The organism is Novosphingobium sp. HR1a (assembly GCF_015594425.1).
Taxonomy (GTDB): Bacteria; Pseudomonadota; Alphaproteobacteria; order Sphingomonadales; family Sphingomonadaceae; genus Novosphingobium; species Novosphingobium resinovorum_A.
This window is the reverse complement of record NZ_JABXWS010000085.1, coordinates 1-24,228: the sequence shown is the minus strand read 5'-3', so window position 1 is coordinate 24,228 and position 24,228 is coordinate 1. Positions and strand designations below refer to the sequence as shown.

20 protein-coding genes are annotated in these 24,228 nt (G+C 59.4%); 13 read left to right on the top strand and 7 right to left on the bottom strand.

Annotated features, from left to right (window positions below; translation table 11 throughout):
- Positions 1-670: transglutaminase N-terminal domain-containing protein (locus HWN72_RS22330; RefSeq protein WP_211151430.1), on the bottom strand; the 670-nt coding region annotated here is incomplete at its 3' end.
- Positions 671-684: 14 nt separating this feature from the next.
- Here HWN72_RS22330 and HWN72_RS22325 point away from each other — a divergent pair.
- The 4 genes from HWN72_RS22325 to HWN72_RS22310 all read left to right on the top strand — a co-directional run bounded on the left by HWN72_RS22325 (position 685) and on the right by HWN72_RS22310 (position 3,424).
- The gene (locus tag HWN72_RS22325; RefSeq protein ID WP_211151429.1) at positions 685-1,470 is read left to right on the top strand and encodes an N-formylglutamate amidohydrolase; all 786 of its coding nucleotides are present in this window, start codon (positions 685-687) and stop codon (positions 1,468-1,470) included.
- Between the two features lie 322 nt (positions 1,471-1,792).
- Positions 1,793-2,017 (top strand): hypothetical protein, encoded by a 225-nt coding sequence (locus HWN72_RS22320; RefSeq protein ID WP_211151428.1) that lies wholly within the window; start codon positions 1,793-1,795, stop codon positions 2,015-2,017.
- Between the two features lie 282 nt (positions 2,018-2,299).
- A complete protein-coding gene (locus HWN72_RS22315) occupies positions 2,300-2,755 on the top strand; it encodes a hypothetical protein (protein ID WP_211151427.1) in 456 nt (151 codons plus the stop codon).
- 312 nt (positions 2,756-3,067) lie between these two features.
- Positions 3,068-3,424: a hypothetical protein gene (locus HWN72_RS22310; protein WP_211151426.1), complete on the top strand. Its 357-nt coding sequence runs from the start codon at positions 3,068-3,070 to the stop codon at positions 3,422-3,424.
- Positions 3,425-3,944: 520 nt separating this feature from the next.
- Here the strand turns inward: HWN72_RS22310 and HWN72_RS22305 are convergent.
- Positions 3,945-4,655 carry a Crp/Fnr family transcriptional regulator gene (locus HWN72_RS22305; protein ID WP_211151425.1) on the bottom strand — a complete coding sequence of 237 codons (711 nt, stop codon included), beginning with the start codon at positions 4,653-4,655 and terminating at the stop codon, positions 3,945-3,947.
- A 63-nt stretch (positions 4,656-4,718) separates the two neighbouring features.
- On the opposite strand from HWN72_RS22305, the gene HWN72_RS22300 reads away from it, so the two are divergent.
- Positions 4,719-5,123, top strand: coding sequence for a hypothetical protein (locus HWN72_RS22300; RefSeq protein ID WP_211151424.1), 405 nt, complete (start codon positions 4,719-4,721; stop codon positions 5,121-5,123).
- A gap of 382 nt (positions 5,124-5,505) precedes the next feature.
- On the opposite strand, the gene HWN72_RS22295 is transcribed toward HWN72_RS22300, so the two are convergent.
- The gene (locus tag HWN72_RS22295) at positions 5,506-5,796 is read right to left on the bottom strand and encodes a hypothetical protein (RefSeq protein WP_211151423.1); all 291 of its coding nucleotides are present in this window, start codon (positions 5,794-5,796) and stop codon (positions 5,506-5,508) included.
- A 647-nt stretch (positions 5,797-6,443) separates the two neighbouring features.
- On the opposite strand from HWN72_RS22295, the gene HWN72_RS22290 reads away from it, so the two are divergent.
- Together HWN72_RS22290 and HWN72_RS22285 are read left to right on the top strand one after the other, a co-directional pair.
- Positions 6,444-8,765, top strand: coding sequence for a glycosyltransferase family 4 protein (locus HWN72_RS22290; RefSeq protein WP_211151422.1), 2,322 nt, complete (start codon positions 6,444-6,446; stop codon positions 8,763-8,765).
- Positions 8,752-10,062 carry a glycoside hydrolase family 130 protein gene (locus HWN72_RS22285; RefSeq protein WP_211151421.1) on the top strand — a complete coding sequence of 437 codons (1,311 nt, stop codon included), beginning with the start codon at positions 8,752-8,754 and terminating at the stop codon, positions 10,060-10,062. Before HWN72_RS22290 ends, HWN72_RS22285 begins: the two co-directional genes overlap by 14 nt.
- Before the next feature lie 519 nt (positions 10,063-10,581).
- Here HWN72_RS22285 and HWN72_RS22280 read toward each other — a convergent pair.
- The 3 genes from HWN72_RS22280 to HWN72_RS22270 form a co-directional block, all read right to left on the bottom strand.
- Positions 10,582-13,953, bottom strand: a complete 3,372-nt coding sequence (locus HWN72_RS22280; RefSeq protein ID WP_211151420.1) for a PAS domain S-box protein — start codon at positions 13,951-13,953, stop codon at positions 10,582-10,584.
- 1 nt (position 13,954) lies between these two features.
- Positions 13,955-15,466, bottom strand: coding sequence for an ATPase domain-containing protein (locus tag HWN72_RS22275; RefSeq protein WP_256434613.1), 1,512 nt, complete (start codon positions 15,464-15,466; stop codon positions 13,955-13,957).
- A 771-nt stretch (positions 15,467-16,237) separates the two neighbouring features.
- Positions 16,238-17,134: an AraC family transcriptional regulator gene (locus HWN72_RS22270; RefSeq protein WP_211151419.1), complete on the bottom strand. Its 897-nt coding sequence runs from the start codon at positions 17,132-17,134 to the stop codon at positions 16,238-16,240.
- A 190-nt stretch (positions 17,135-17,324) separates the two neighbouring features.
- On the opposite strand from HWN72_RS22270, the gene HWN72_RS22265 reads away from it, so the two are divergent.
- Positions 17,325-18,056 carry an SDR family oxidoreductase gene (locus HWN72_RS22265; protein ID WP_211151418.1) on the top strand — a complete coding sequence of 244 codons (732 nt, stop codon included), beginning with the start codon at positions 17,325-17,327 and terminating at the stop codon, positions 18,054-18,056.
- Positions 18,057-18,635: 579 nt separating this feature from the next.
- Here HWN72_RS22265 and HWN72_RS22260 read toward each other — a convergent pair.
- On the bottom strand, positions 18,636-19,820 hold the full coding sequence (locus HWN72_RS22260) for an integrase arm-type DNA-binding domain-containing protein (protein WP_211151417.1): 1,185 nt from the start codon (positions 19,818-19,820) through the stop codon (positions 18,636-18,638).
- Positions 19,821-19,974: 154 nt separating this feature from the next.
- Between HWN72_RS22260 and HWN72_RS22255 the strand changes: the two genes are divergently transcribed.
- The 5 genes from HWN72_RS22255 (at position 19,975) to HWN72_RS22235 (ending at position 23,785) form a co-directional block, all read left to right on the top strand.
- The gene (locus HWN72_RS22255) at positions 19,975-20,364 is read left to right on the top strand and encodes a transposase (RefSeq protein WP_051587045.1); all 390 of its coding nucleotides are present in this window, start codon (positions 19,975-19,977) and stop codon (positions 20,362-20,364) included.
- Positions 20,361-20,720 (top strand): IS66 family insertion sequence element accessory protein TnpB, encoded by a 360-nt coding sequence (gene tnpB, locus HWN72_RS22250; protein ID WP_256434612.1) that lies wholly within the window; start codon positions 20,361-20,363, stop codon positions 20,718-20,720. Before HWN72_RS22255 ends, tnpB begins: the two co-directional genes overlap by 4 nt.
- Before the next feature lie 68 nt (positions 20,721-20,788).
- The gene (locus HWN72_RS22245; RefSeq protein WP_211151416.1) at positions 20,789-22,378 is read left to right on the top strand and encodes an IS66 family transposase; all 1,590 of its coding nucleotides are present in this window, start codon (positions 20,789-20,791) and stop codon (positions 22,376-22,378) included.
- Positions 22,375-22,968 carry a plasmid pRiA4b ORF-3 family protein gene (locus HWN72_RS22240; protein ID WP_248006246.1) on the top strand — a complete coding sequence of 198 codons (594 nt, stop codon included), beginning with the start codon at positions 22,375-22,377 and terminating at the stop codon, positions 22,966-22,968. Before HWN72_RS22245 ends, HWN72_RS22240 begins: the two co-directional genes overlap by 4 nt.
- A gap of 556 nt (positions 22,969-23,524) precedes the next feature.
- Positions 23,525-23,785, top strand: coding sequence for a hypothetical protein (locus tag HWN72_RS22235; protein WP_211151415.1), 261 nt, complete (start codon positions 23,525-23,527; stop codon positions 23,783-23,785).
- Positions 23,786-24,228: the final 443 nt, after the last annotated feature.

Genomic DNA, 24,228 nt, shown 5'->3' with positions numbered 1-24,228 from the left:
GGGTATTGCCGCCACCGACCACGCCCTCCGTGCGCGAGGGATTGTACACGTACCCCGAAACGAAGCGGGCCGCGAAACCAAGCGCGCGCACCGCCTCGATCATCAGCACCGCGAAGTCGCGGCAAGTACCCATGCGTTTCTTGAGGGTATCGATCGGAGATTGAGTCCCCTTCTCGTGCCGCGGCACGTAAGTGAAGTCGCGCTTGATGCTGGTCGCCATCTCGGTCAGCAGGCCGATGGTCGTGGTATTGCCGTCATTGCTGACGAAGGCTCGCACCCAATTGTCGACAATGCGCTCGGGGTCGAGGTGCTGCCGCTCGATGGAGCGGAGCAGATCGGGCATGTCCTCGGCCGAATAGGTGAAGGGAAACAGCCTGGCATAAGCCTCCACATCAACATGCTTCTGCGAGATCGGGGCGTGTTCCAGTGTCGCCTCACTTATAACCGTGAGTACGGAGGCCCTCCGCTCGAACGATGCGATCGCAACCGAATTGCCGAAGACATCGTGTATCCAGTGCAGTTCTGCGGGATCCGGGTCGATTGTGAGACGAGCGGAGAGCAAACGCTGGTCAAAAGCCTCGCGCGGCCGCATTATTATACGATGTTCACCGAGCGAAACCGGCTGCTGGTAGCGATACGTGGTCACATGACGGATCGTCAGCAGCGGCATGGAAAAAGTTCCTGATGGCCGGACGCCCGGCGGACAGCTTGCTGGGGCCGGACGATCCCGTGCCGTTCGAAGTGTTCAACGCCGCAGGCAACTCGCCGTTCCTGCTGATCGGCGATCATGCAGGTGCGGCAGTACCCCGCATACTGGGAAATCTCGGGGTGGCGCCCAGTGAGATGGATCGTCACATCGCAATCGATATCGGCGTGCGGGAGATGGGAAAAGCCCTTGCCCGTCTGCTCGACGCGCCTTTCGTGCATCAGGTCTATTCACGGCTCGTCATTGACTGCAATCGCGCACCCGCCCGCGATGACGCAGTTCCCATCGTTTCAGACGGTACCTGCATTTCGCGCAACGAAAACCTGACAGATGCGGCGCGAACCGCGCGGATTGAGGCGATACATACCCCCTACCACAGAGCTATCGCGGCACTCATCGATGCCCGAGCAGCGGCGGACCGACCGACCATCCTGCTGTCGCTACACAGTTTTACGCCGAGAATCGACGGGATCGACCGACACTGGGACGTAGGAATACTACACTGGCTTGGAAACACCGCGTTTGCCCACGCACTGCGAGACGCGCTCACCGAGAATGACGACATCATCGTTGGAGATAATGTTCCTTATTGCATGGACGAGACCGATTACACGGTGCCATTTCATGCATTTGGACGCGGCATCGGATATGCTGAGATCGAAGTTCGCCAGGATCTCATCGGCGATCCTGATGGTCGGCATTCCTGGGCGGTCCGTTTGAGCCAGGCGGCCCGTCGAGCCTCAACGCAGTTGGACGGATTCTGACACGAGCATGATACCCAACCAGGCCACCTGAGTGGCTGGAGCGAAGCAATTCAACGACTGGGCGCATGCGATACGTGCGATGTTATCTATGCGCAAATCCCCATTGATCGCATCGTCGGCATGACACATCATATAAATACAATGATTTTTCCAGAAAATTCAATGAAAATAGGATAAAATCGGCGACCTCATGCCTCGATTGATGATTCATACATTGAAATATCACTATCATTTCTTACATTTTAGAAATCTCTCGCATGACAAAATAAGCGCCAGGGACTGAGAGACCATAGTGCTCCCGCTTATGACAGGGAGCGATATCATGGATCTCAATCGCCAATATTTCGAACATCAGTTATCGCTTATGCGCGCCAATGGCTCGGCGACTCGCCTTGCGAGGACGCGGCACCTTGCCGCCGCCGGGGTAACGGCGAATAAAATCAGCGAACATCAGTTGGGGATTGGAGCAGCCGCAGCTAACGGCTGGGTGAGCAGTTCGCAAAACCCTGTCTGGTTCCCTGATCGCAGTCTTGAGGTTGTGTCGTGAGCCGTCTGCTCAACATTGATCTTCCCCAGGCAGATGTGGAGCGGCAATGCGCCGAGCACCGGGTATCAATCAGTGCAATCGAGCCTCTCCCATGCGGCGGTACTCATCTTGTCTGTATAAGACTGGAGGGAGCCGAAGAAATGCGGCAGGTTTTTTCAGACAAGCTGATAGTCGGTATTGTCCGGCGATACCCCTTTTATCGCGCACGAGGCCCGTGGTGATGGTGAGCCGCCTTTCTGGCCCTCGACAAGTGCTCTCCCTTTGTACGGAGTTGAGCTCGCCATGACCCATCCAATATTACGATTTTCCCTGAGTTCCAATGGCGATCAGTGGTATCTGGCTCGTGCAGCCGGTCCCGAAAAGACAACTGTGATTCACGAAGCGAACCGTTCGTCAGGGGGCACCTCCACGAGAGTCTCGATCGAGGCCTTCCTGCGTGAAAATCCGGAAGCTCCAGAGCGGCAGGACTTCATGAGATTGATTGCCGACCTGCTTGGCAACGAGCTCGATGCCTGTAACGCGCACAAGGATGTCCTGCTCATACAACTTCGCGATGCCACCGAGGAAGATGCGGCGAACGCGCTGATCGGCGCCAAAGTGAAACTGCCACTGACGACGCCTTACGAAGCTCTGGAATTTTTCAACTGCATGGTGGACGTATTGACCGGGCAGCGCGCGATCGAGGAGAGCGAAGACGCCCATCGCATTCGCGCTGGCTTTGGTAGTACTCACGCTTAGACTGGGCAAGCGGAGATAACCGACACCGACGCCGACAGAGGTGATGCAAAACGTGAGCAGCGTTGCCGCAAATCCCATCCGCTGCAGCTCAAAGTACGAAATCACAAAATATTCGTTTCAGAGACGGATCAAGAGGCGGCCACCTCGGCGCCGTACTCTTAATATCTCTGTCGTTGTGCGCCAAAGTACTGTATGGACCTGCCATAAGGAGAAGGTGTAGCCCGTGTCTTCCCAGGTACAGCGTTCGAAGCGCGCGCCCCTGGGGTGAAGCAGACCTCAACGGGCACCACTCAATTCAGCACGACTTGATCTATGTTGCGCACGCTTTCACGTTTCGGTGCAATCTTTTGCCGTCCACTAAAGGGACCAGGCGTTGTCAGTGTGCGGGTATCTGGCGATGACGTGGGCGCGATGTGCGACCCTATCGCGCCCATAGTCGTCGCGGCAGCCACATGGGTCGGGGGTATTATGCCGCTTTACACCATTTTGTCGGTTAACCCGGTGCAGGGTCCTATCGAGATTGACGCGATCGACCCGGTCGCTGCCTTGACCGCGATCGGAAATGAACGTTTTGGCGTCGTCGATCTTCTCGAGGATGGCCATTATGTGCTTTCTTGCGATGCGACACTGCAATCCGAATGGAAAATCTTCCGTCGTCGCTGGTTATGAAGTCAGATCAGCAACCTGATTTGCGACCTCACCGCCGGCACCATGCGCTGCAGTTGGCGCCCTCAATCGAGAATGCTCAAATGCCCACTGCCGATAGGTTGCGTCAAGTCGCGGAGGGTGAGGTCGCCAAGCTAATCGATATCAACACCAGCCTCATGCCCTTGCCGATATGCGCGTACGACCTGCGTACGACAGTTTGGCCGCAATCCAGCATAAACAGAATCAGGCGATCGTCACGGTTCTTACCGTGCCCCCGCGACCCATTGGCTTGACCACGACTTGATTGCCCATGCGGTCAAAACCTATGTAAACCCTTGCCGCATCATGCCGAGCCCCTTATCGCAAGGCTCTGGAGAAAGTATGGCAGGTCTGGCTCATAGGACGATATCTGCGTCCCAGCGACATCGAAGCGTAACTCAAGAATGGACTGAATCAGTGCGAGTCGTATTGCAGTCGATCACGCCTAAGGGCTGATTATGGTCGCAAAAATATCGTCAAAAGTATTATTACCTATTGCATCTTATTGTATCGATTTATTTAGGCGGCGGTGAAGATAGTTTTCATCAAACCCGGCTATCTGAACGAGTTTTATCGGATCTATAATATTCAGGCTGCCGCGATTTAGCTCCATCGCCCCACGCAGCCGCAATTCCTTCAGCACCCGGTTTATATGGACAGCCGTCATTCCGAGCGCGTCCGCAAGTATCAGCTGGGATAGGGGAAATGCAAAACTGTCATCGTCAGCCAAGCCGATACTCCTTGCGCGGACATAGAGTTCGCACATCAGGTGCGCCACGCGCTCGATGCTGCTGCGGCGACCCATGCTGACGATCCAGGCCCGCATTGTCGCCTCGTCGATGAGCTGGGCAGCGTACATGGCCCGCGCGATGTTCGGATAATCATCCAGCATTTCCTGCATTTCGGATCGCGAGATGGTGGCTATCAGCGCTGGCGAAATTGCCTGGATGCTGTGGTCCATTTCCGCCAGAATATTCACGTGAAGATCGCATGAGTCGCCAGGCATCAGGAATGCCATCACCTGCCGCGTCCCACTGGGCAGAATCTTGTAGCGGCAAGCCCAGCCTTCAAGCAATACGAACACCGGTCCGGGCTTGTCACCTTCGCGGATTACATCTTGCCGAGCCGCATATCTCCGGCTTCGCGCCGTGACCGCTTCCAGCATGGCAACATCATCGGGCGCCAGCTCGACCAGTTCACTGAGTTTGTTCACGAACCTGTTCGCCATCCTCCTCGCATACACGGACATCCCAAGATTAAACATTGATCAAAGTTATTGTCATTTGTTGATTTATGTGGTGGTATCCACGCCATCGTTTGTTATGCTTGCCCCGTCGTCGAGTATCGAGTCAGGCGCTGGCGGCTGAAAATCGATCTCTCGCCTGGAAGAAAAGGCGCAGAGATGTCAGTGGATGATAATAGAAAAGAGCCCTTTGGGTCGCTTCACTCACCGCTTGAGCCGCATGGGCAGGCCGCATTGCTACTTGTTGAAAGCCTGATTCATGGACTTATCGAGCAGGCTGCCTTGACGAACGCCCGTGCTATCGACATCGTGGAGACCGCGTTGGAGGTTCAGGCCAGCATTGCGGAAGTCGCAGGCGCGGAAGAAGGTCAGCTGGGAAAAGCCCATGCTCTACTTACTGCGATAGCGGAGACATTGAAGTGGGATCGCGACCCTTGACGTGTCGCGCCATCTTCAACTGACGGCCCTAAATCGGGACTTGCACCGCAATGGAACGAGCCGCATCAGCATTCCGTATATTGATTTTTGATTGTGAATGACATGAGCGATCACGGATACGATTGCGCATACGCGTCTATGGGGGCGAATTGAATGGGGCGTTATGCTGCCGGTATTTGCTGTGGCCCGTCAGGAAAGTGGAACACCGCTCAGAAGATGCATTTGAAGATGCCGCCAGGATTTGTGCCAAGCGGTCTTGTAGCCTGACGCCAATCCTCAATTAAATCTCATTGCCGTTCCTGCGGAACGGAATGATGTGGGCGACGACCACCTTTCCGCGCGGCGGAAAGAGCGGCTACTAGCGGATTAGGGCAAATAAATCTCAAGCCCGTCGAAAGCGTGCAAACACGCCTGGGGGTTCAATGCGAAGATATTCAATCTCTTGCTCGATTGAAGCCAGTTCGTCCCGGTAACCTGCGATTCGCTCCGGCCCAAGAGCAGCATCCAGATTATCGGCTTCCAATTTCAGTTTCGAAATCGTCCGCCGAACTTCATTTTCTGGAGCCGAGGCCAGCGAGTGCGCGATCAGATCATGGAGCGCGTAAATCGCGCCGTCAGTGCGAAGGACGGCATCTTCAAGTTGCGCAAGGCGATCATGTATCGATCGTTGCATCAGACGATCTCCGGCAGGCAAATAGACATTAATTTACATTAATAACATAAGTTGTAATGGATACACCCCCCATTTGCAGATTTCTTATCGCCGAGGCGGCGGCGCCCATCCGCGGATCGGTGCGAATGCCACTGGATTTGTTCGGGCTGTGGGACATCTCAAGATCAACGAGATTGAGCCGTCGATCCCGGCTCGAAACCTAAGCCGGTGGTTCGACTTTGGCCCATTTGTCAACAAGGCAAGCATATTGGCTGGGGCTGATGTGGGCTGCGTGATCGGTACGGCTACGAAATGCATAATCCTCCAAGGATCCACCTCTCACCTCCAGCCATTTGTGCAGGCTGGCGCGAGCATCGGCATCAGGTGGCAGTCGTTGGCTGCCAGAACCGCTGAGTGGCGGATTCCTCGCATAGCTAGGCCCTCGCTATTAGTTTTGGCAGACGGATCAGATTGTACGCCGCACCGGTCAGCGTGAAGTTCCATTTTACGCGGTCTTGCCCTCGATGCCGGGTCTTGCGCAGGTTTCTGGCTTCCCATCATTCCGGATCACACATGCATCGGACCGTCTCATTTTGCAGCGCGGCATGAAACTGAATCGACGCCGGTGACTTGAGTAGAGGTGTTCATTTCTCGTTCAAGGTCTGCACATGGTACGCTTACCGTTTTCCCAAGACCCTGAGTTCGGGCGCGAAGTCGCTGACATCCATTCCATCTTCGAGGCTAGTGGCACAAAACCTCAAAAACAGATGCGTGTGGCACTTGTAGGCAATTTCGTCCCTCGCAAATGCGGTATCGCCACGTTCACGACCGACGTATTTGAGAAGCTTTGCGAATTTCATCGGGAAATCGCGGTGGACGTTTACGCGCTGGATGATTCGGAAAGCCCTCTTGAATATACGGACGTAGCGGACACCATCGCGCGCAGCGATCCGCAGGATTATGCCCGCGTCGCCCGCCGGATCAACGAGTCCGGGGTAGACGCAGTTTGGCTTCAGCACGAGTACGGCATTTTCGGCGGGCGTGACGGCGAGATGGTCGTTCAGTTCGTCGACCTGCTGGCCGCACCTTTGGTGCTTACCCTCCACACGGTGCTGGGAGAGCCTTCCGCGCGCCAGGGCCGCATCCTGCGCCATCTCGTGACCCGCGCCTCGCGTATCATGGTGATGTCGCGTCACTCGCGCGACTTGCTCGAGAGTGAATACGGCGCACCGCCAGGCATTCTGGAAGTTATCGACCACGGCGCGCCAGACCGGCCATTCGGCCGCCAGGAAGAATTCAAGTCGATGCTGGGCTTGTCAGGCCGCAAGGTGCTCATGACATTCGGACTGCTTGGCCCCGGCAAGGGGCTGGAACACGCGATCCGCTCACTCCCCGCGATAGTGGCACGCCACCCCGAGGCGCTCTACCGCATCGTCGGCGCAACCCACCCGAACCTTGTTGCCGAGGAAGGCGAGGCCTATCGCGACAAGCTCATAGCCTTGGCCGAACATCTCGGTGTCGCCGATTACATCATTTGGGACAACCGCTTCCTCGACACGCCTGAATTACTCGACCAATTGGAAGCGTGTGACATTTACCTCACGCCCTATCCGGGGCTGGAGCAATCCACATCCGGAACTCTGAGCTACGCGGTGGCGCTGGGCAAGGCTGTCATCTCAACGCCCTATGTCCATGCGCGCGAACTGCTTGCGCAGGATGTCGGCCGGCTGATCCGCCCGCGCTCGAGCGAAGCCATTGCCGAAGCCGTCATTGCCCTGCTCGACGCGCCGGAAGCGATGGCCGCCATGCAACGACGTGCCTACGGCCGCGGGCGCGCCACGATCTGGCCGCAGTTCGCCGAGGCCTCCGCGCGTTTGGTCGCTCGCGCGGTCGCGCCCCAGCGGGCGGCGCCGCCAGCCACCGCCATTCCGGGGCTCGCCGCAGTGCTGGCGATGAGCGATGCGACAGGCATGCTCCAGCATTCGATCGGCGTGGTTCCAGACCGCCGCCACGGCTACTGCCTCGACGACAATGCCCGCGCGCTCATGCTGATGAACGTGGCGCAGGGTCTGTCCGCAGCGGAGCGGATGAAGTGGACGCTCGCCTATGCCGCCTTCGTGCAATCCGCCTGGAACCCCGATCTCGGGCGTTTTCGAAACTTCATGCGGTTCGACCGCAGTTGGTGTGAGGATGAAGGCTCCGAGGACTCGAATGGGCGGGCGATCTGGACACTGGGCGAGACTTATGCGTGCGCACCCGATGACGGCGTCGCTGACTGGGCGCTTCATCTCTACGACGATGTGAACAAGAACATGGCGCCACTGGGATCACCCCGAGCAATCGCTTTTGCCATGCTTGGCGCCTGCGCCGTACTGCGCCGCGATCCGGAGCACCGCGCCTCCCGCGATGCTGCCGCGCGCGGCGGCGACATCCTGATGCGTCTTCTGGGCGAAGGGCGGCGGCCGGACTGGGCGTGGTTCGAAGCCGTGATCGGCTACGACAATCCGCGCCTGCCCCAGGCCCTGATCGAAGCCGGCGCACTGCTGGGGCAGGAACACTGGACCGACGCAGGACTGGAAACGCTGGAATGGATATGTGCCCAGCAGGTCTCGGCGAAGCGCCAGTTCCGGCCAATCGGCTCGGAGAGCTTCCATAAGGAGCACAATTACCTGCCTTTCGACCAGCAGCCGCTGGAAGCGCAGGCGGCGATCGAGGCTGCAGGATCGGCATGGCTAGTAACCGGCAACACATTCTGGCGCGAGCATGCGATGATGGCATGGCGGTGGTTCTTCGGCGACAATGACCGGGGTGCGATCCTTGCTGACATTGCGACGGGGCGTTGCCGGGATGGGGTAACTCCGCGCGGTGCCAACGCGAATTGCGGTGCGGAGTCGATACTGGCCTTTCAGTTGTCGCATTATGCGCTTATGGAGATTGTCCCTCTGTCCACCCCGCTCCCGCGGGAAGGAGGAATGCTTGAACCGGCCTGAAAACGTTTGGTCTGAGCCGCTTCGTATCTTCGAGACGCGTCTGCACGCCGATCCGGCGCGCGTGGTTATACGCCCCTTCCATCTCGGCTGGCAGGCGAAGAATGCGCCCGGAGGTCGGGCGCTGGCCCTGGTGGATGACATCGCCGCGCTCACCGAGGAGCGCGCTGCGCTAGAGTACGAGCGCGTGCTGCGCGACTTCAAGGAACGCCACTGGCAGACCGAAAGGATTTTCGCCTGCCGCTTCGATGAAGTGGCAAGCAACCTTGGCCTCGATCCCACCCTGTTCTCGGAAACCAAGCAGCGGCTGATCGGCTCGTATTTCTGCCATGAGTATACCTTCGCCGCAGCTGCGCTCATGAATCCGTCGATCGTCCCTTCCCCCGACCAGACAGGACTGCATGGCGGCTGCGTGCGCTTCATCATGAGCCTGCGCGCGGTGGGCGAAGGCCATATCAGCTCGATCGCCTTTCGCGAGGGTATCGCGGAATGCAGTGGCGATTTCCGGCTCTGGCCCCAGGCCGCCTTCGCGACATCGGTGGAACTTGACGAGGAAGACCAGTTCGATGCCGACTGTTCGGTGTCGGTCCACCGCCACACGGAATCGAGCCTGTCCAACACGGTGATCTTCCCGATAACCGAGCAGCAGCGCGGCGGCCTGGAGGATCTGCGCCTGGTGCGCTTCGATCATGGCGGCGGCGATTTCGAATGGGTCGGTACCTACACCGCCTATTCCGGCAGTTCGATCCGGTCGGAATTGCTGCGCACCCGTGATTTCCAGCGTTTCGATCTCGAACCGATCCGGGGGGAGGCGGGCCGCAACAAGGGCATGGCCCTGTTCCCTGAGAAGATCGACGGACAATTCGCCATGGTCGGGCGGCAGGACGGCAAGAACCTGTTCCTGCTCAAATCGGACACCATCGATACGTGGGACGACGAGGGCGTGTTGCTGATGGAGCCCAAGTACCCCTGGGAATTCATCCAGATCGGCAATTGCGGCAGCCCGATCCCGATCGATGAAGGCTGGCTGATGTTCACGCACGGAGTCGGCGCCATGCGCAAGTATGCCCTCGGCTGTGCGCTGCTCGATCGTAGCGACCCCAGTAAGGTGCTCGCTCGTACGCCCGAGCCGGTGCTTACGGCGGAAAATGCGGACCGTTCGGGTTACGTGCCCAATGTCATCTACACCTGCGGCGCGCTCAAGGTCGAGGATCGGTTGCTAATACCCTATGGAATATCCGACAGTACCGTGGGCTTCGCGACCTGTTCGATAGAATCCCTGCTTGCGATGATGGAGTAAACCGGGAAACAGGCGAAGACGTTGTTCGAAAAGACGAACTTCAAGTAATCGGTGCGCCGATACAGCGCCAGTGCGAACCAACTGGGACGATGGGTAGCATCGCTTAATGGGGAATGTCGGCCATCCAATATTCAACCGAAATCGGCGGGTCGAAGATCCCAAATTCAGTCGTGCAGGTCGATGGGAGCGAGGACCTGCTGAACGGCAGGTTCTGGGAAAAACATCTGCGAGACAAAACGACTTGAACGGGCGCAAGCCGTTATCCTGCCGTCGACTCTTGTCGGCCGCTCAACGCCGAAATTTCGCTCACCAAGTGCGGACCGGCAGTATTCAATCCCGCGCACGTAGAAGCGGCCGATTACGGAATTCCAGCTTACCGGCGCGGAACAGTTGCTCGGCGGCCTTTAGGCATGGCGTGTTGGCGCGAATGCGAAGCTAGATGCCGGCCAGTATGTTGTTTGAGAAGCGCCGATGCTGATGCGTTTGAGTGGAATTTGAGACGAAAGGTATGATCAGGTGCTATAGCGAAGACAGCGCCGCAGCCAGATCGTCCTTGCGAAACGGTTTGGTCAGCCGCGGACGTTCGGCATCGATACCTTCAAGGTCCGCATACCCAGATGCCAGCAAGACGGGTACTTCTGGACGTGTGGATTGCACATTCTGGGCCAGTTCGAGCCCGCTCATTCCCGGCATCAGGTGATCGGTGATGAGGACATCGATATGCTGTCCTGATGCCATGATCTGCAAGGCTTCCTCTGCTGAACTGACTTCAATGGTCTCGTAACCGAGGTCCGAGAGCATGTCGGCCGTGCTCATCCGGACCAACGCTTCGTCGTCAACGAGAAGGGCAGTGCCCAGTCGTGGGGCGTACGGGATAATCGGAGGCGGTATCGCGTGCTCTTCGGCCTTTTGTTCGCTGAGCGGGAGCCATAACCGCATGTTCGTGCCGAGCCCGAGATGACTCTCGATCGTGAGCGCGCCGCCTAACTGGGAAGCCAGTCCGTGCACCATGGATAATCCCAGTCCCGTACCCTTGCCGATACCCTTGGTGGAAAAGAACGGCTCGATGGCACGGGCTATCGTGGCTTCGTCCATGCCGGTGCCGGTATCGGCTACCGAAAGACAGACGTACCTGCCTGGCACCAGCCGTGACCGGTGCCCCGAACCCACGTTTGCCACCGAAGCCGAGATACGTAGCGTGCCTCCCTCCGGCATGGCATCGCGGGCATTCACGGCGAGGTTGAGGACCGCCATTTCCAGCTGGTTTGGATCCGCCTTGGCGGGCGGGATGTCAGCGGGACTCTCGACGACAACCTTGATCTGCGGCCCGGTCGTGCTTTCGATGAGTTCGCCCATGTCCGCGACCAGTTTCGCAATATCTACCGCTGTGGATTGCAGCGGCTGACGCCGCGCGAAAGCGAGCAGGCGCTGCACGAGAATCCTTGCGCGTTCTGCCGATTGTGCCGCGCCGGCAATAAGGCGCTTTTCGCGCTCCCCGCCCACGTCTCTTCGCTGCAATAGATCGAGTGCACCTACGATCGGGGTGAGAAGATTGTTGAAGTCATGAGCAACGCCGCCGGTAAGCTGGCCCATGGCTTCCATTTTCTGGCTCTGACGAAGCGCTTCATGTGCTTCCTCCCGCTCGGTGACAGCTTCGGCTACCCGGGCCTCCAGCGTGGCGTTGAGGTCGCGAAGCGCAATCTCGGCCTGCTTGCGCGCGGTGATGTCCAGCGCTGTCCCGGCGACGCGCAAGCAGCGCCCGCTTGCATCGAATAGACCCCGGCCCTTTGCTGCAACCCAGCGTTCGACGCCGTCCTCCTTGCCGATGGTGCGGTAATCGACATCGTACAAAGCACGAAGATCGGGATCGGCAGCGGCAAGGTAGGCTGCGATGGTCGCGTCGCGGTCTTCCGGATGAAGCCCGCCGTAGAAATCGTTCATGCTCACCGGCACATCTGCGGATATCCCGAACATAGCCTTTGTCCTGGCCGGCCAGATCAAGCGGTCGCTGATGACATCGACATCCCAGAAGCCAATTTCTGCGTTCTCGACGGCCAGACGCAATCGCTCTTCGCTTTCCTTGAGACGCGCTTCGGCTCCGACACGCTCGACATGCGCCCAGCACCGTTCGACAGTCTCCTTGACGAGCGCGATTTCCGATGCGGTCCAGTGACGAGGTTCATTCTGATGGATCGCCATCATGGCCACCAGTGAGCCATTCTTGACGAGCGGACAGCACACGATTGCATTGATGCCGATCGCCTGAAACATCTCCCGGCCCTCACCGGCATCCAGTTCTTCGGCCACGTCACTTACGACGAGGGTATTTCCCTCACGCATGTCGGCAGCTGCGCGTGGACCGAACAGATCGAGGCTGTAGACGCCGGCGGAGCTTACGATGTCGCTTGCCGTGTAGTCGCTGCGAATCCAGAATCGATCAGCATCGGTGTCGACGTCCGCATAGGCGCATCGCGACGCCGCCAGCTTGCGCCCCAGCATCTCGGTCGCTGCTCGCATGGCGTCCGATGCGTCTCCTGCGCGGAACAGACGTTCCTCGATTTCTCCGAAGAACCGAAGTCGCGCTTCACTTTCGCGTAGCGTCGCTTCGGCTTCATGTTCACGCGTACGGTCGCGGAATATCTTGACGAATCCTGCATCACCGCCTGCCAGAGGCATGGTGAGGCCGGATCCCCAGAACCGCGAGCCGTCCTTGCGGACGTGCCATCGCTCGTTGACAGCGCGCCCGTCACCAACGGCGCGCTCCATCTCCTTGGCAGGCTCGCCACTTCCCGTGTCTTCTGTCGGGAAGAACATAGCGCCCGAATGGCCAAGTGCCTCGTGCTCTGCGTAACCCAAGAGCCGAGTGGCGCCACTGTTCCAGCCCGTGATCGTACCTGCAAGATCAAGCGTTACGATGGCGAAGTCTTCCGCCCCTTCTACGATCTGGCGGTAGCGCGCCTCGCTCGTCCGCAACTCGAGTTCGGTCAGGGCGCGGGCGATGACGATTCCCGCGGTGCGCACGACGAAGCCGACGATCTCCAGATCTTTTTCGACCGGAGCGCAGGTTTCGCGGTGATAAAGGGCAAGCGTACCCAGGACGTCGCCCTGGGTGGATCGGATCGGGAATGACCAGCAGGCAAGCAGGCCGTGCGCCAACGCCAATTCCCGGTACTCGGACCATAGCGGGTCCGTTGCGATGTCGATGACGAACACCGGTTCCTTGCGGTATGCGGCGCTCCCGCATGAGCCAACGGCGGGACCTATCGCGATACCGTCGATCGCTTCGTTATAGGCATCGGGCAAGTTGGGGGCAGCGCCGTGCCTCAGCCGCTGGCTTTCCTGGTCAATCAGAAGGATCGAGGCGATGACCCCCGACGAGGACAACTCTTCGACCTCGCGCACGAGAGCCTCAAGGGTCACCGCAAGCGGTGCTTGGGCGACCGCGAGTTCGAGCACCCGGTTCTGAGCATCCGCCAGTGCAGCAGCATCGCGAACTTCGTATTGCCGAGCCCGGGCTTTCAGCGACGAGCGGATTGCGCCAAGCATCGCTTCGGCATGCAAGGGTCGCTCGAGCAGGACGACGTTGCCAAGCTCCGCCAAGCGCGCCGTTGCGGCGACTGTGCGCGGCGAGCGCGAACCGTTGGCAAGCACGACGAAGGGAACATCCGACCATTTCGGTTGCCCGGCCACCCAGGTTGCCAGTTGGGACGGAATTGGTGCTGCAAGAGCTTCTTCGGTGAGAAGAACAGTCCCAGCCCCTTCCAGCAGCCGCTCGATAAGGTCCTGCTGGTCGGAGCAGATGTGCGATGGAATCGCGTTACGGGCAAGGAGGTCGGCGGCGATGGCCGCATCACGCCCGCGCGGCGCCAGGATCAAAACACGGAGGTTCATCCTAGCCGTTCGGCAACTCGCCATCCGGTTGAGCAGCCATCAGATTTCTTCCTTCACCTAAAAACGTGGGCACGCCGGTCAGAACGCCCTGGAATTGACGGAGCGGCTCACCCAATTGCAAGCCGTCCTCACTGATCTGAAACTCCCGGATCGTTCTTTCGTGCCGTGCCGTTCGCGTCTTGATCACAGATATGGCCTGACGAACTTCTCCGTGTGCCTCGAAATACCGAAGTTGAACCACGGTGTCCGACAGGTAGCTGAGATCGACATCCGAACGGACGTCTCCCGTCACGCCATGAAGGCCAAGGATGAGGAGGCTCGCCACACCTTTCTGACCGAGGTAGGTCAACATCTCGTGCATCTGCAGAACGAGGAATTGCTCGTTTGGCATCGATTGGAGATAGGCGTTGAGGCTGTCGATCACGACAATGCGGGCGCCGTGGCTTTCCACGGCGCTGCGAACCGAGGCTGCGAATTCGCCAGGCGACATCTCCGCCGGATCGATGGCGCGCATCAGCAGTTGCCCGCTTGTCAGATAGGGCTGCAAATCCATGCCAAGCGCCTTGCTGCGGACCATCAGCGTGGGCATGCGTTCGTCAAACAAGAAGTAAGCCGCGTTCTCGCCGCGCTCGAGCGCCGCGACCATGCATTGGATCGAAGTGGTCGTCTTGCCGACCCCGGCCGGTCCCGTCAGCAGAGTGGCCGTCCCGGGTACGAGCCCGCCGCCCAGCAAGGCGTCCAGTTCGGGTGAGCCGGTCGTGATCGCCGCAGCGTTGTCGGCAGTGTCGTGCTCCGATGCGACGAGACGCGGGTAAACTCGCAGTCCGCCGCGCTCGATCTCGAAATCGTGATAGCCGCCCCGGAAGGCCAGACCGCGCATCTTCACGACATGAAGGCGTCGGCGCTGCGCGCCGAAGCTGGCGAGCGTCTGATCGAGCGAGATGACGCCGTGGGCAATGCTGTGGAGTTGAAGGTCGCTCCCCGAGGCACCTTTGTCATCCAGAAACAGGACGGTACATTCCCGGGTCGAGAAGAAATGTTTCAGCGCCAGGATCTGGCGCCGGTATCGGATGGGGCTTTGGGCGAGCAGCCTCAGTTCCGAAAGGCTGTCCAGCACCACGCGTGCAGGCCGCAACTCGTCGACCTTGGCCATAATGCTGCGAACCGTTTCCCCCAGTTCGACTTCACTCGGATGCAGAAGTGTCTGCTCCTGATCTTCGCTGAACCCATCGGCGGGAACCATCTCGAACAGGTGCAGACTGTCGAGAGACCAGCCGTGGGATGCGCCAACCGCCCGAAGCTCCACCTCGGTCTCGGCTAGCGTTATGTAAAGGCAGGATGCCCCCGCGGCCGCACCACTCAGCAAAAATCCGAGACCAAGCGTCGTCTTGCCCGTGCCCGGTGTTCCCTCGATCAGGTACATACGATCCAGGGTAAGGCCACCGTTCAGAATATCGTCGAGCCCGACTATGCCGGTAGAGGCCGTCCTGAGTGTCGGATCGTTGGCAGGCAATGGCGTTTCCTCGTTTGGATTAAGAGTCTGTTGGCAAAGGCGGACCGGAAGGGTGATCCGCTGCCTACCGGCATGACGAACAAGGACAAACAACCTGAACGCCCCAAAGCACAAAGTGTATCGGGTCGGCTATAATCAACCGTGCTCGACCACCTTGCTGCGTTCCCGACGTCCTGTCCTAGCATGCGTAGAAACGTCCAAGTTCATTCTCGTTCCCGCTGCCAACCGGGATTGCGCATGGTTCACACTCCGTACCGTCAGGAGCAAGTCTTGTCCGAAGCGCAGATCGATCAAAATTTCCAGAACCGGGACAGGGTCACTTACACCCGCAAGGTGGGGCTCAGGCTTCGCTTACACTAAGATGGGCCCTGCCCATCGGAGCCGGCCCAACGCAGACACTCGGCTTTCATTTCGAAACTCCAAAGTGCCGACCGTCAGCTATATCTCGCGGCTGTCGCTCGGAGTTGTGCAATAGCGCCATCGGCAGGAACCGCTCCCTGTGAGGGCAGCGAAGCTTGGTTCTCTAGCGTATGATCCGCAACATTCTCTCTGTCCCGATTTCGCACCCGATTTGTCTCGCCAAGGGAGGCATGAGATGCGGACGGTTCGCAATGCTCGGGGAGCGAACCCTATGTTGCAGGCGACGACGAGCAGCGAGTGCTGTCGATCCAGTCTTTGGCGCTCTCCAACCGCGTCATTGCCCCTGTAACGAAGCGGATCACAGCTGGGCAAGTATCGTCGCTCCGCATCGGATCGCACTACGCCTCGCCCTCAAATCGCCATAGCCATCTGCGGCGTTGCCCTTAACCGCCCCACGTCGCGGACAGGCGGGGCGCCGAAGAGGCGACGGTATTCGCGGCTGAACTGGGAGGGGCTGTCATAGCCAACGCGGAAGCCCGCCTCTGCCGCATCAAGGCGGTCGGCCAACATCAGCGCCCGCGCTTCCTGCAACCGCAACTGTTTTTGATATTGCAGCGGAGTCATGGCGGTGGCCCGGCGAAAATGATCATGGAAGCTCGACAGGCTCATGCCAGCAAGGGCGGCAAGGTGCGGTCCGCTGAATGGTTCGCGGAAATGGGCCTTGAGCCAGGCGATCGCTTTGGCCAGCTGGCTGGTGCGGCTTTCGCCGCTAGCTATCGCGCGCAGGATGCCCGCGCCCGGCCCGGTCATCAGCCGCACCAGCAATTCCCGCTCGATGAGCGGCGCGAGCAGCGGCGCGTTCGCCGGATCGCCGAGCAGCGCCGTCAACCGCGTCGCCGCGTCAATCAGTTCAGGTGTCATCGGGTGCAGCGTCATCCCGCCCCTCTCCTCCGTGCCCGCCGGCGGGGGCGGCAGGGTTAACGCGATCTCCGACAACAAGGCGGGGTCGAGATAGAGGCAGAAGCAGAGATAAGGCGCGTCCGCGCTCGCCTGCGTCACAGCGCCTGTGATGGGCAGGTCGAGTGAGGCGACGAGATAGCTGGCAGGGCCATAGTCGATCACCGCATCGCCCAGCAGCACGCGCTTGCCGCCCTGCGCGATAATGCACAGCGCCGGACGCTGGACCATATGCACCGGCTCGCCACCCTGGCCCGAGCGGACCAGCGTGAGCCGAGCGATGGGCGTGTCGATGATGCCGTCTCGCTCGGCGTATCGGGCAATCTGCTGAGCCAGTTCTTGATGCGCCATCAGCGCCTCTCTCAAAGCAATCGGTAAGATCAGCCTACACGGCTGAAAGAGACCGATCCAGCCCGGCGCTAGAAATCTGGAATATCATGCAATCATCCCGGATGACCGTTCTACCTCCTTCCGACCAGATAGCGCCATTTAGGGGAACATCGGATCGATGGTTCGGTCCGTCTGAACAGGAGTGATTATCATGGCCATAGAGGACAAGGTCATCGCGATTACCGGCGCCAGCAGCGGCATCGGCGAAGGCACGGCGCGGCTGCTCGCGGCGCGCGGCGCGAAGCTGATGCTGGGCGCACGCCGCACCGACCGGCTCGCAGCGCTGGCGGAGGAACTGAACGCAGCGGGAGGCACAGTCGCCTTCCGGTCGCTCGACGTCACCGACCGCGGCGATTTCGAGGCGTTCATCGCCGCGACGGAGGCCGAATACGGCCGCGTTGATGTGCTTGTCAACAATGCGGGGCTGATGCCGCTGTCGCGCTTCGACAGCCTGAAGGTTGACGAATGGGACCGTATGATCGACGTCAACATCCGCGGTGTCCTGCACGGCATAGCCGCCGCCCTCCCTCGCTTCAAGGGCCAGGGCAGCGGCCAGTTCGTCAACATTTCTTCTATCGGCGGCTATGCCGTGTGGCCGACCTGCGGCGTCTACAGCGCGACAAAATATGCAGTGCGCGCCATCTCGGAGGCGCTGCGCATGGAGCATGACGACATTCGCGTCACCATCATCGCGCCGGGCGTCGTGGAATCGGAACTGGCCCACACGATCACCGATCCGGTCGCGGCGCAGGCCATGGTCGATTTCCGCTCCATCGCGCTCACCCCGGACGCGATCGCGCGCGCCATCGCCTATGCGGTGGAGCAGCCAGCGGATGTGGACGTTAATACGCTGATCATCCGGCCGGTTCGCTCAACAATCTGACGATGATGGGGGCATTCGCATATTGCCCCCATAACCCGGCAGCAGCCAAAGTCCTGCGCGCTCATCAATTTCTCGAAGCCTATAGAGGATAAAGGCCGCCAAACGGTGCAACCTCTCGAATTATTAATACAAAGCCGACTGCTCAAAATTGCGCTCGATCCGTCGCTCGCCCTTGCCCAAACCGACCCATCCCGGACGCTCATCGCCAGATTTTGATCCTCAGCAGCGGACGTTCCGCTCTTCCGGCAGCTCTCGACCAGACTCGGTAGTTCCCATCAACCATCATGAAGGACCGTTCACGGCCAAAATGGTCGAATGAAGGGGCGATGAAAGAGAGCGAATTGCAGGTTATCCACAACCAACACAACAACTCATCATCTGCAAACAACGCCCTGCCCCATTGCCATGCTGCACCATGTTATGTCGCTGCAACCCAACCAAAGTTGGTTGCCATCTTTGGTTTTGACATAGAATGTGATCCAATATATTTATGTAATTCAATTGCTTGATCGGACGGCAGGCGCCATGTCTCCGGATCCATTTCTTGGTTAAATGGCAACCAAATTAGCGGTACGAGCTTTAAGCGGCTTTCAAGCCTAAGATGTATTCCGCCCAAGCTGCGAGCATTCTGCGCCGGGGCGTTAGATATAAAGCGCTGTTGTAGGCCCCTTGCACATCATCTTGCTCGACATGAGCCAGCGCCATTTCGATCCAGTCGGAACGGTAGCACTCGGCTTCGTTAGCCCACGTCGAGGCGATGCCTCGGAACCCATGGACGGTTTGCCGCCCGCGATATCCCATGCGATAGCACCCGTAAATCATGGTGTTCTGCGAGATCGGTTGGCCCGGCTTGTCGCCGATAAAGACATGCGAACCAATACTGAATTTCCGCACCTCCGCCAGCAACGCAACGACGGGCGCGCTCAGCGGCACAATATGCTCGCGCCCCATCTTCATCCGCTCGGCAGGAACGCGCCAGATCGGATCGGCGCCGTCCAGCCCCTCGAACTCGGACCATAGCGCAAGCCGCGTTTCGTTGGTGCGGGCCCAGGTTAGCAGAGTGAACAACAGTGCAGCCCGCGTCACTGCGCGGCGCCGAGGATTCTCCTCGCCATCGTACTGGTCGATCGCACGAACAAGCGCGGGCGGTTCCGCAACGCCAACGCGCGGCATATGCCGAACACGCGGTTTGGGCTGCATCAGATCGGTCAGGTACTGCGCCGGATCGGTCTCAGCCCACCCCTGCGGGATGGCAAAACGGTAGATCTGACTCACATGCTGCTTGATCCGGCAGCTTACGTCGAGCGCCCCACGCGCCTCTACCCTGCGCAGCATCTCCAGCACTTGTGCAGCGGTGACCTTGCGCACGTCGATCCCGCCGATCGCCGGGAAGGCATCCCGCTCGAGCCGCCGCAACAATCGCGACGCATGCGCGTCATCAAGACAGGAGAGACGATTGGCGTGCCACACCCGAGCCACCTGCTCGAAGGTCTTTCCTTTACGGGTATCATTGCCCGTCCCCGGATCGAGCCCTTCGGCGAGAGCGATCTTGGCCTTGGCGCGCTCCAACCGGGCATCGCCCAGACTAACGCTCGGGTAGGCGCCGAAGGAGAGCAGCTTCTCCTTGCCCGCGAAGCGGTATTTCATGCGCCAGAGCTTGGAGCCGTTGGGCCGAACAAGCAGATGCAGGCCGCCGCCATCAGCGAGCTTGTAGTCCTTGTCGTGCGGCGCCGCGTGGCGAACTTCCAGATCCTTGAGACGCATGGGGGTATCTCCTGCTGGTGTCAGGCGATTACCCCACAAAATACCCCCAAATGCAAATGGACACCCTGACGCAGAAAGGTAAGCGCCGACGGAACCCGGCCTTGTGCGGATTGGGGTGGGCGTGAATTTCGCGGGGCAGATGGAGGCCTTGCGAGTGGATATCGAGCAGTCAAACGAGCCTCGTATGAGTGCACGCCGAGATGGCGGAGCGGTCGTTCGAGTGGAACGGCGCCGGCACTGGAGCGACGAAGAGAAGCTGGCGATCCTGAAGGAGACCACTCAGCCGGGTGCCATCATGGCCGTGGTCGCGCGTCGGTACGGGATCGGGACCGGTCAGCTTTACACTTGGCGTAAGCAATTGCTCCGCGGCGCGATGGCCGGGTTCGTGCCGGTTGAGTTGGCCGCCGAGCCGCAGGGGACAGCACCTGAGATTGGCCGGATTGAGATCCGGCGCGGCGGTGACTTCATGGTGTCGATCGACAGGTTGGTCGACAGAGAAGCGTTGAGATTGGCGCTTGAGGTTATCGGGGAGCTTGAACGTTGAGCCTGACGCTGCCGCCATCGGCGAAGATCTATCTGTCGTTGGCGCCGTGCGACATGCGAAAAGGCTTCGATGGCCTGTCCGCGCAGGTTCGCAATATCCTCCAACTCGATCCCTTCTCCGGCGCTGTATTCCTGTTCCGCGGAAAACGAGGCGATAGATTGAAGGCCTTGGTCTGGGACGGATCAGGACTTTGTCTGTATGCAAAACGCCTCGAGCGCGGAAAGTTCGTACGGCCCAGAACCCAGGACGGGGGAGCAGCGCGGCTCTCGGCCGCGCAGTTGGCGATGCTGATCGACGGACTGGATTGGCGGCAGGCGATTGTTCACGACGAGGTGCTCGTGCCGACCCTCGCATGAGCGATAAAAGCTCGGAAAACTGCCGTTTTATGTAGGCGGGAAATGCCACTTGCGCTATAGTCCGGGGCATGCGGTTCGACCTTGATCGCCTCCCCACAGACCCCGTTCTCCTGCAGAAAATGCTGCGGGAGATGACTGAGATCATGGAGCTGGAGCGGGCCGAACTGGGGGCGGCAAAGCAGACCGTCAAAGCTCAGGGTCTGACGATCGAGAAGCTGGAGCACCGTCTTGCTCGGCTGCTGCGCGTCCAGTTCGGTCGCAGCTCTGAGAAAATGGATATCGCGCAGTTGCGGCTGATGTTCGAGGAGGTGGATGCCCCGGAGCCGGCCAATGATGACGCTCCTGCGGCGTCGAACGCGAAACCGACGCGCAAGGCCGGAACCAGGGCGCCGATCCCCCTACATATCCCCCGTGAGACGACCCAGCACCTTCCGGAGCCATGCGGTTGCGGTGGTAGCGAGACCGTCATCTGCGAAGACGTCACCGAAGTGCTGGATTACGTACCCGCCTGCTTCCGTGTCCTGCGTCATGTTCGCCCTCGCATCGCCTGCCGATCCTGCGAAACGATCCGCCAGGCGCCGGCCATCGATCTGCCGTTGCCCAAGGTGATGGCAAGCAGCGCATTGCTCGCGCACCTCGTCGTCAGCCGCTTTGTCGATCATCAGCCCTGGCATCGCCAGTCGGTGATCCTGCGCCGGCAAGGGGTAGAGATCGATCGCGACGTGATGGGCCGCTGGTCGCGCAAGCTGGCCTGGTTGATGGCGCCGCTCGGCGAACGGTTGCTCGTCCATATCCTCGAAGCTCCAAAGATACATGGCGACGAAACGCCGGTGACTTTGCTGCAGGGCCAAGACGGTAGCCATACCGCCTACTTCTGGGTCTATCTGCGCGACAGCCGATCAAGCGGGGACATGAGCCCGCCTGCCGTGGCGTTCCGCTTCACGACCGGGCGCGGCGGTAAGCATCCGGCGGCCCACCTTGCAGGTTACCGTGGATACCTTCAAGCCGACGGTTATGCTGGCTACAACGCGCTGTATCATGACCCCAAGACCAAGGCGCCGCGCGGCGTGATCGAGGTTGGCTGCTGGGCTCACTCGCGACGTAAGTTCACTGACATTCTGGAAAAGAACCCATCGCCGGTAGCTGCTGAAGCGGTCGTGAGGATCAGCGAATTGTTCGCGATCGAACGGGATATCAAAGGAGCGCCGCCCGATGAGCGGCGACGGGTTCGCCAGCAGCAGGCTCTCCCGAAGCTTGCAGCCTTGCGGCCATGGTTGCATGCCCAGATGCAGGGATTGTCCTCGGACAGCGCCTTGGCGAAAGCATGCCGTTATCCCCTTAACCGCTGGGCGGCGATGGTCCGTTATTGCGAAGATGGCCTGCTGGAGATCAGCAACAACCTGGTCGAAAATGCCCTGCGCGGCGTTGCTCTGGGGCGTCGCAACTGGATGTTCGTCGGGTCCATCAAGGGCGGGGATGCCTCGGCGCTATTTTACTCGCTTGCCGAAACGTGCCGCCTGAACGGTGTTGAGCCCGAAGCCTGGTTCACCGACGTAATCGAGCGTATCGGCAACCATCCGATCAACCGGATCGACGAACTCCTGCCGTGGAACTGGCAGGCCGCAAAGGCGATCCAGAACCTGGAGCAAGCTGCTTGAGCAACGCCTTCGTCGTGCACATGACGATCACTCTGGATAACGTGACGCCCGCCGTAACCCGCATGATCGAAGTACCGCTCGGCATCCGGCTCGATCGTTTGCACACTACCTTCCAGGAAGCGTTGGGATGGACCGATAGCCATCTGTGGGAGCTGACCTTCGGGCGCACGGGCTTCGGCATCCCTGACCCGTCCTACGGCTTTGGCGGCCCACTTGATGCCCGAAAGACGACCCTAGCTGAGGCGTTGGAGGGAATGCGCGGCAAGACCTTCCAGTACCTCTACGACTTTGGCGACGGATGGGAGCACAGCGTCAGGATTCACGGCATCGCTCCGGCTGACCTGCAAGGCAGCTATCCGCGCCTGCTGGAAGCTAGCGGAATGCGCCCACCGGAGGACTCGGGAGGGCCTTGGGGCTATGCCGAGAAGCTGGAGGCTCTAACCGATCCGTCGCATGAATACCATGAAGAGGCGTTAGATGCTCTTGGCGACGACCATGACCCCCACACTCAACCCAACATCGAGGTGATCCACGCTCGCTTCGCGGCACTCGCCAAGAAATGGGCGCCGCGCCCGCGGAAACCCAAATAACCCTACGTCAACGCCGCCTTCCGTCGGCGCTTACGCAGAAAGGAACAGAGTGGTGCAATATGGAGCGCCAAATCCTCCCGTAAGATACAGAAAACAGGCACAAAAAAACCGCCTCGGGTTGCCCTGAGACGGTGTGCTATAGCCTTGTCTGGTTGCGGGGGTAGGATTTGAACCTACGACCTTCAGGTTATGAGAAGGAACGCCATATGCCAAGATATTGAATTAAAATATTTCTTTTCAATATTTTGTGCTATGTGCTAAAATTTGTGCTAAAATTTGGAGAATGCTTACGTTCTGCCATGTTTGGTTCGGTCGTACGCTGTATTCGCTGTGCACGCAGCACCAGCTCGGTTCAATGGCCTATTCGGCTGGGAAGTTGCCATATGCGTGGCACCAAGCTCATTGCCGCAACGCGCCCTAGTCAGCCACTCGAGGGCCTATCTGGCGTGCCAGGAAGCCGTCTGTCCGGTTACGCTCGTCGACCCGATCGGCCGGCAGTCGGGATGGGTGGATTGCAGTCTGCCAGATTTTGAAAAAGCAGATGCGGAGAGTCGACATGTCCGGAATTTTGGACCTCTCTGAAAACGACTATGGTGTTCTAAGAAATGGTGACGATTCGCTGCATCAACTGGAGCGCATCTGCGCCCTGCTCGTGGAACGTTTCGAGTACCTCACGCGGGCGACCCGTCAGGAAATGGGTTCGGCGGTCAGCTTTGCCCGAACAGCGCAGGTGCCCTTCAGCATAGCCCATGTGCGCACCGCGACAAACCATCATGCGATGGGAGAAACCTTATTCCATTTGCATCGAACAAATTGATTGATAAAGAGCGCCCGCTTCAAGCGGGGGGGGGGGGGAATATACCTGCCGAAGATCTAAGCGTGCTTGTGACCATGCGCTTTTACACCTGCAGCGAGGCCATTCTTCCGTGGTCTCGCCGCCCGTTCGGTAGCAGGCGCATTCAGAGGCGTGCGAAAATCAGCGCCCCCCGTCAGCGTTTTCTGCGCTTGCAACATGAAGCGAGTTTCAGAATAAATGTCGTGCCTTTTTAGGGCATCCTCTCCCACACTCCTTGAGGGCTGGTCTTTAGGACCGGCCTTATTTTTCCTTCAAGCGTCGCAGACGAACAGCGGCTGCCTGACCCCGTCGCCAGGCTACCCAGTCCATTTCAGCATCATCGACCGCTTCGCATATCTCGAGGTCTGTGCCAATGTCACCCAGGCGTTCGTGCACCGTGTCGGTGTTGCCAAGCTGCGTATTTC

Excerpts from the sequence above, each read along its gene's own strand:
- HWN72_RS22325 (WP_211151429.1), top strand. The coding sequence starts at position 685 with ATGGCCGGACGCCCGGCGGACAGCTTGCTGGGGCCGGACGATCCCGTG.
- HWN72_RS22320 (WP_211151428.1), top strand. The coding sequence starts at position 1,793 with ATGGATCTCAATCGCCAATATTTCGAACATCAGTTATCGCTTATGCGC.
- HWN72_RS22315 (WP_211151427.1), top strand. The coding sequence starts at position 2,300 with ATGACCCATCCAATATTACGATTTTCCCTGAGTTCCAATGGCGATCAG.
- HWN72_RS22310 (WP_211151426.1), top strand. The coding sequence starts at position 3,068 with ATGTTGCGCACGCTTTCACGTTTCGGTGCAATCTTTTGCCGTCCACTA.
- HWN72_RS22295 (WP_211151423.1), bottom strand. The coding sequence starts at position 5,796 with ATGCAACGATCGATACATGATCGCCTTGCGCAACTTGAAGATGCCGTC.
- HWN72_RS22290 (WP_211151422.1), top strand. The coding sequence starts at position 6,444 with ATGGTACGCTTACCGTTTTCCCAAGACCCTGAGTTCGGGCGCGAAGTC.
- HWN72_RS22280 (WP_211151420.1), bottom strand. The coding sequence starts at position 13,953 with ATGAACCTCCGTGTTTTGATCCTGGCGCCGCGCGGGCGTGATGCGGCC.
- HWN72_RS22270 (WP_211151419.1), bottom strand. The coding sequence starts at position 17,134 with ATGGCGCATCAAGAACTGGCTCAGCAGATTGCCCGATACGCCGAGCGA.
- HWN72_RS22265 (WP_211151418.1), top strand. The coding sequence starts at position 17,325 with ATGGCCATAGAGGACAAGGTCATCGCGATTACCGGCGCCAGCAGCGGC.
- HWN72_RS22260 (WP_211151417.1), bottom strand. The coding sequence starts at position 19,820 with ATGCGTCTCAAGGATCTGGAAGTTCGCCACGCGGCGCCGCACGACAAG.
- HWN72_RS22245 (WP_211151416.1), top strand. The coding sequence starts at position 20,789 with ATGCGGTTCGACCTTGATCGCCTCCCCACAGACCCCGTTCTCCTGCAG.
- HWN72_RS22235 (WP_211151415.1), top strand. The coding sequence starts at position 23,525 with ATGTCCGGAATTTTGGACCTCTCTGAAAACGACTATGGTGTTCTAAGA.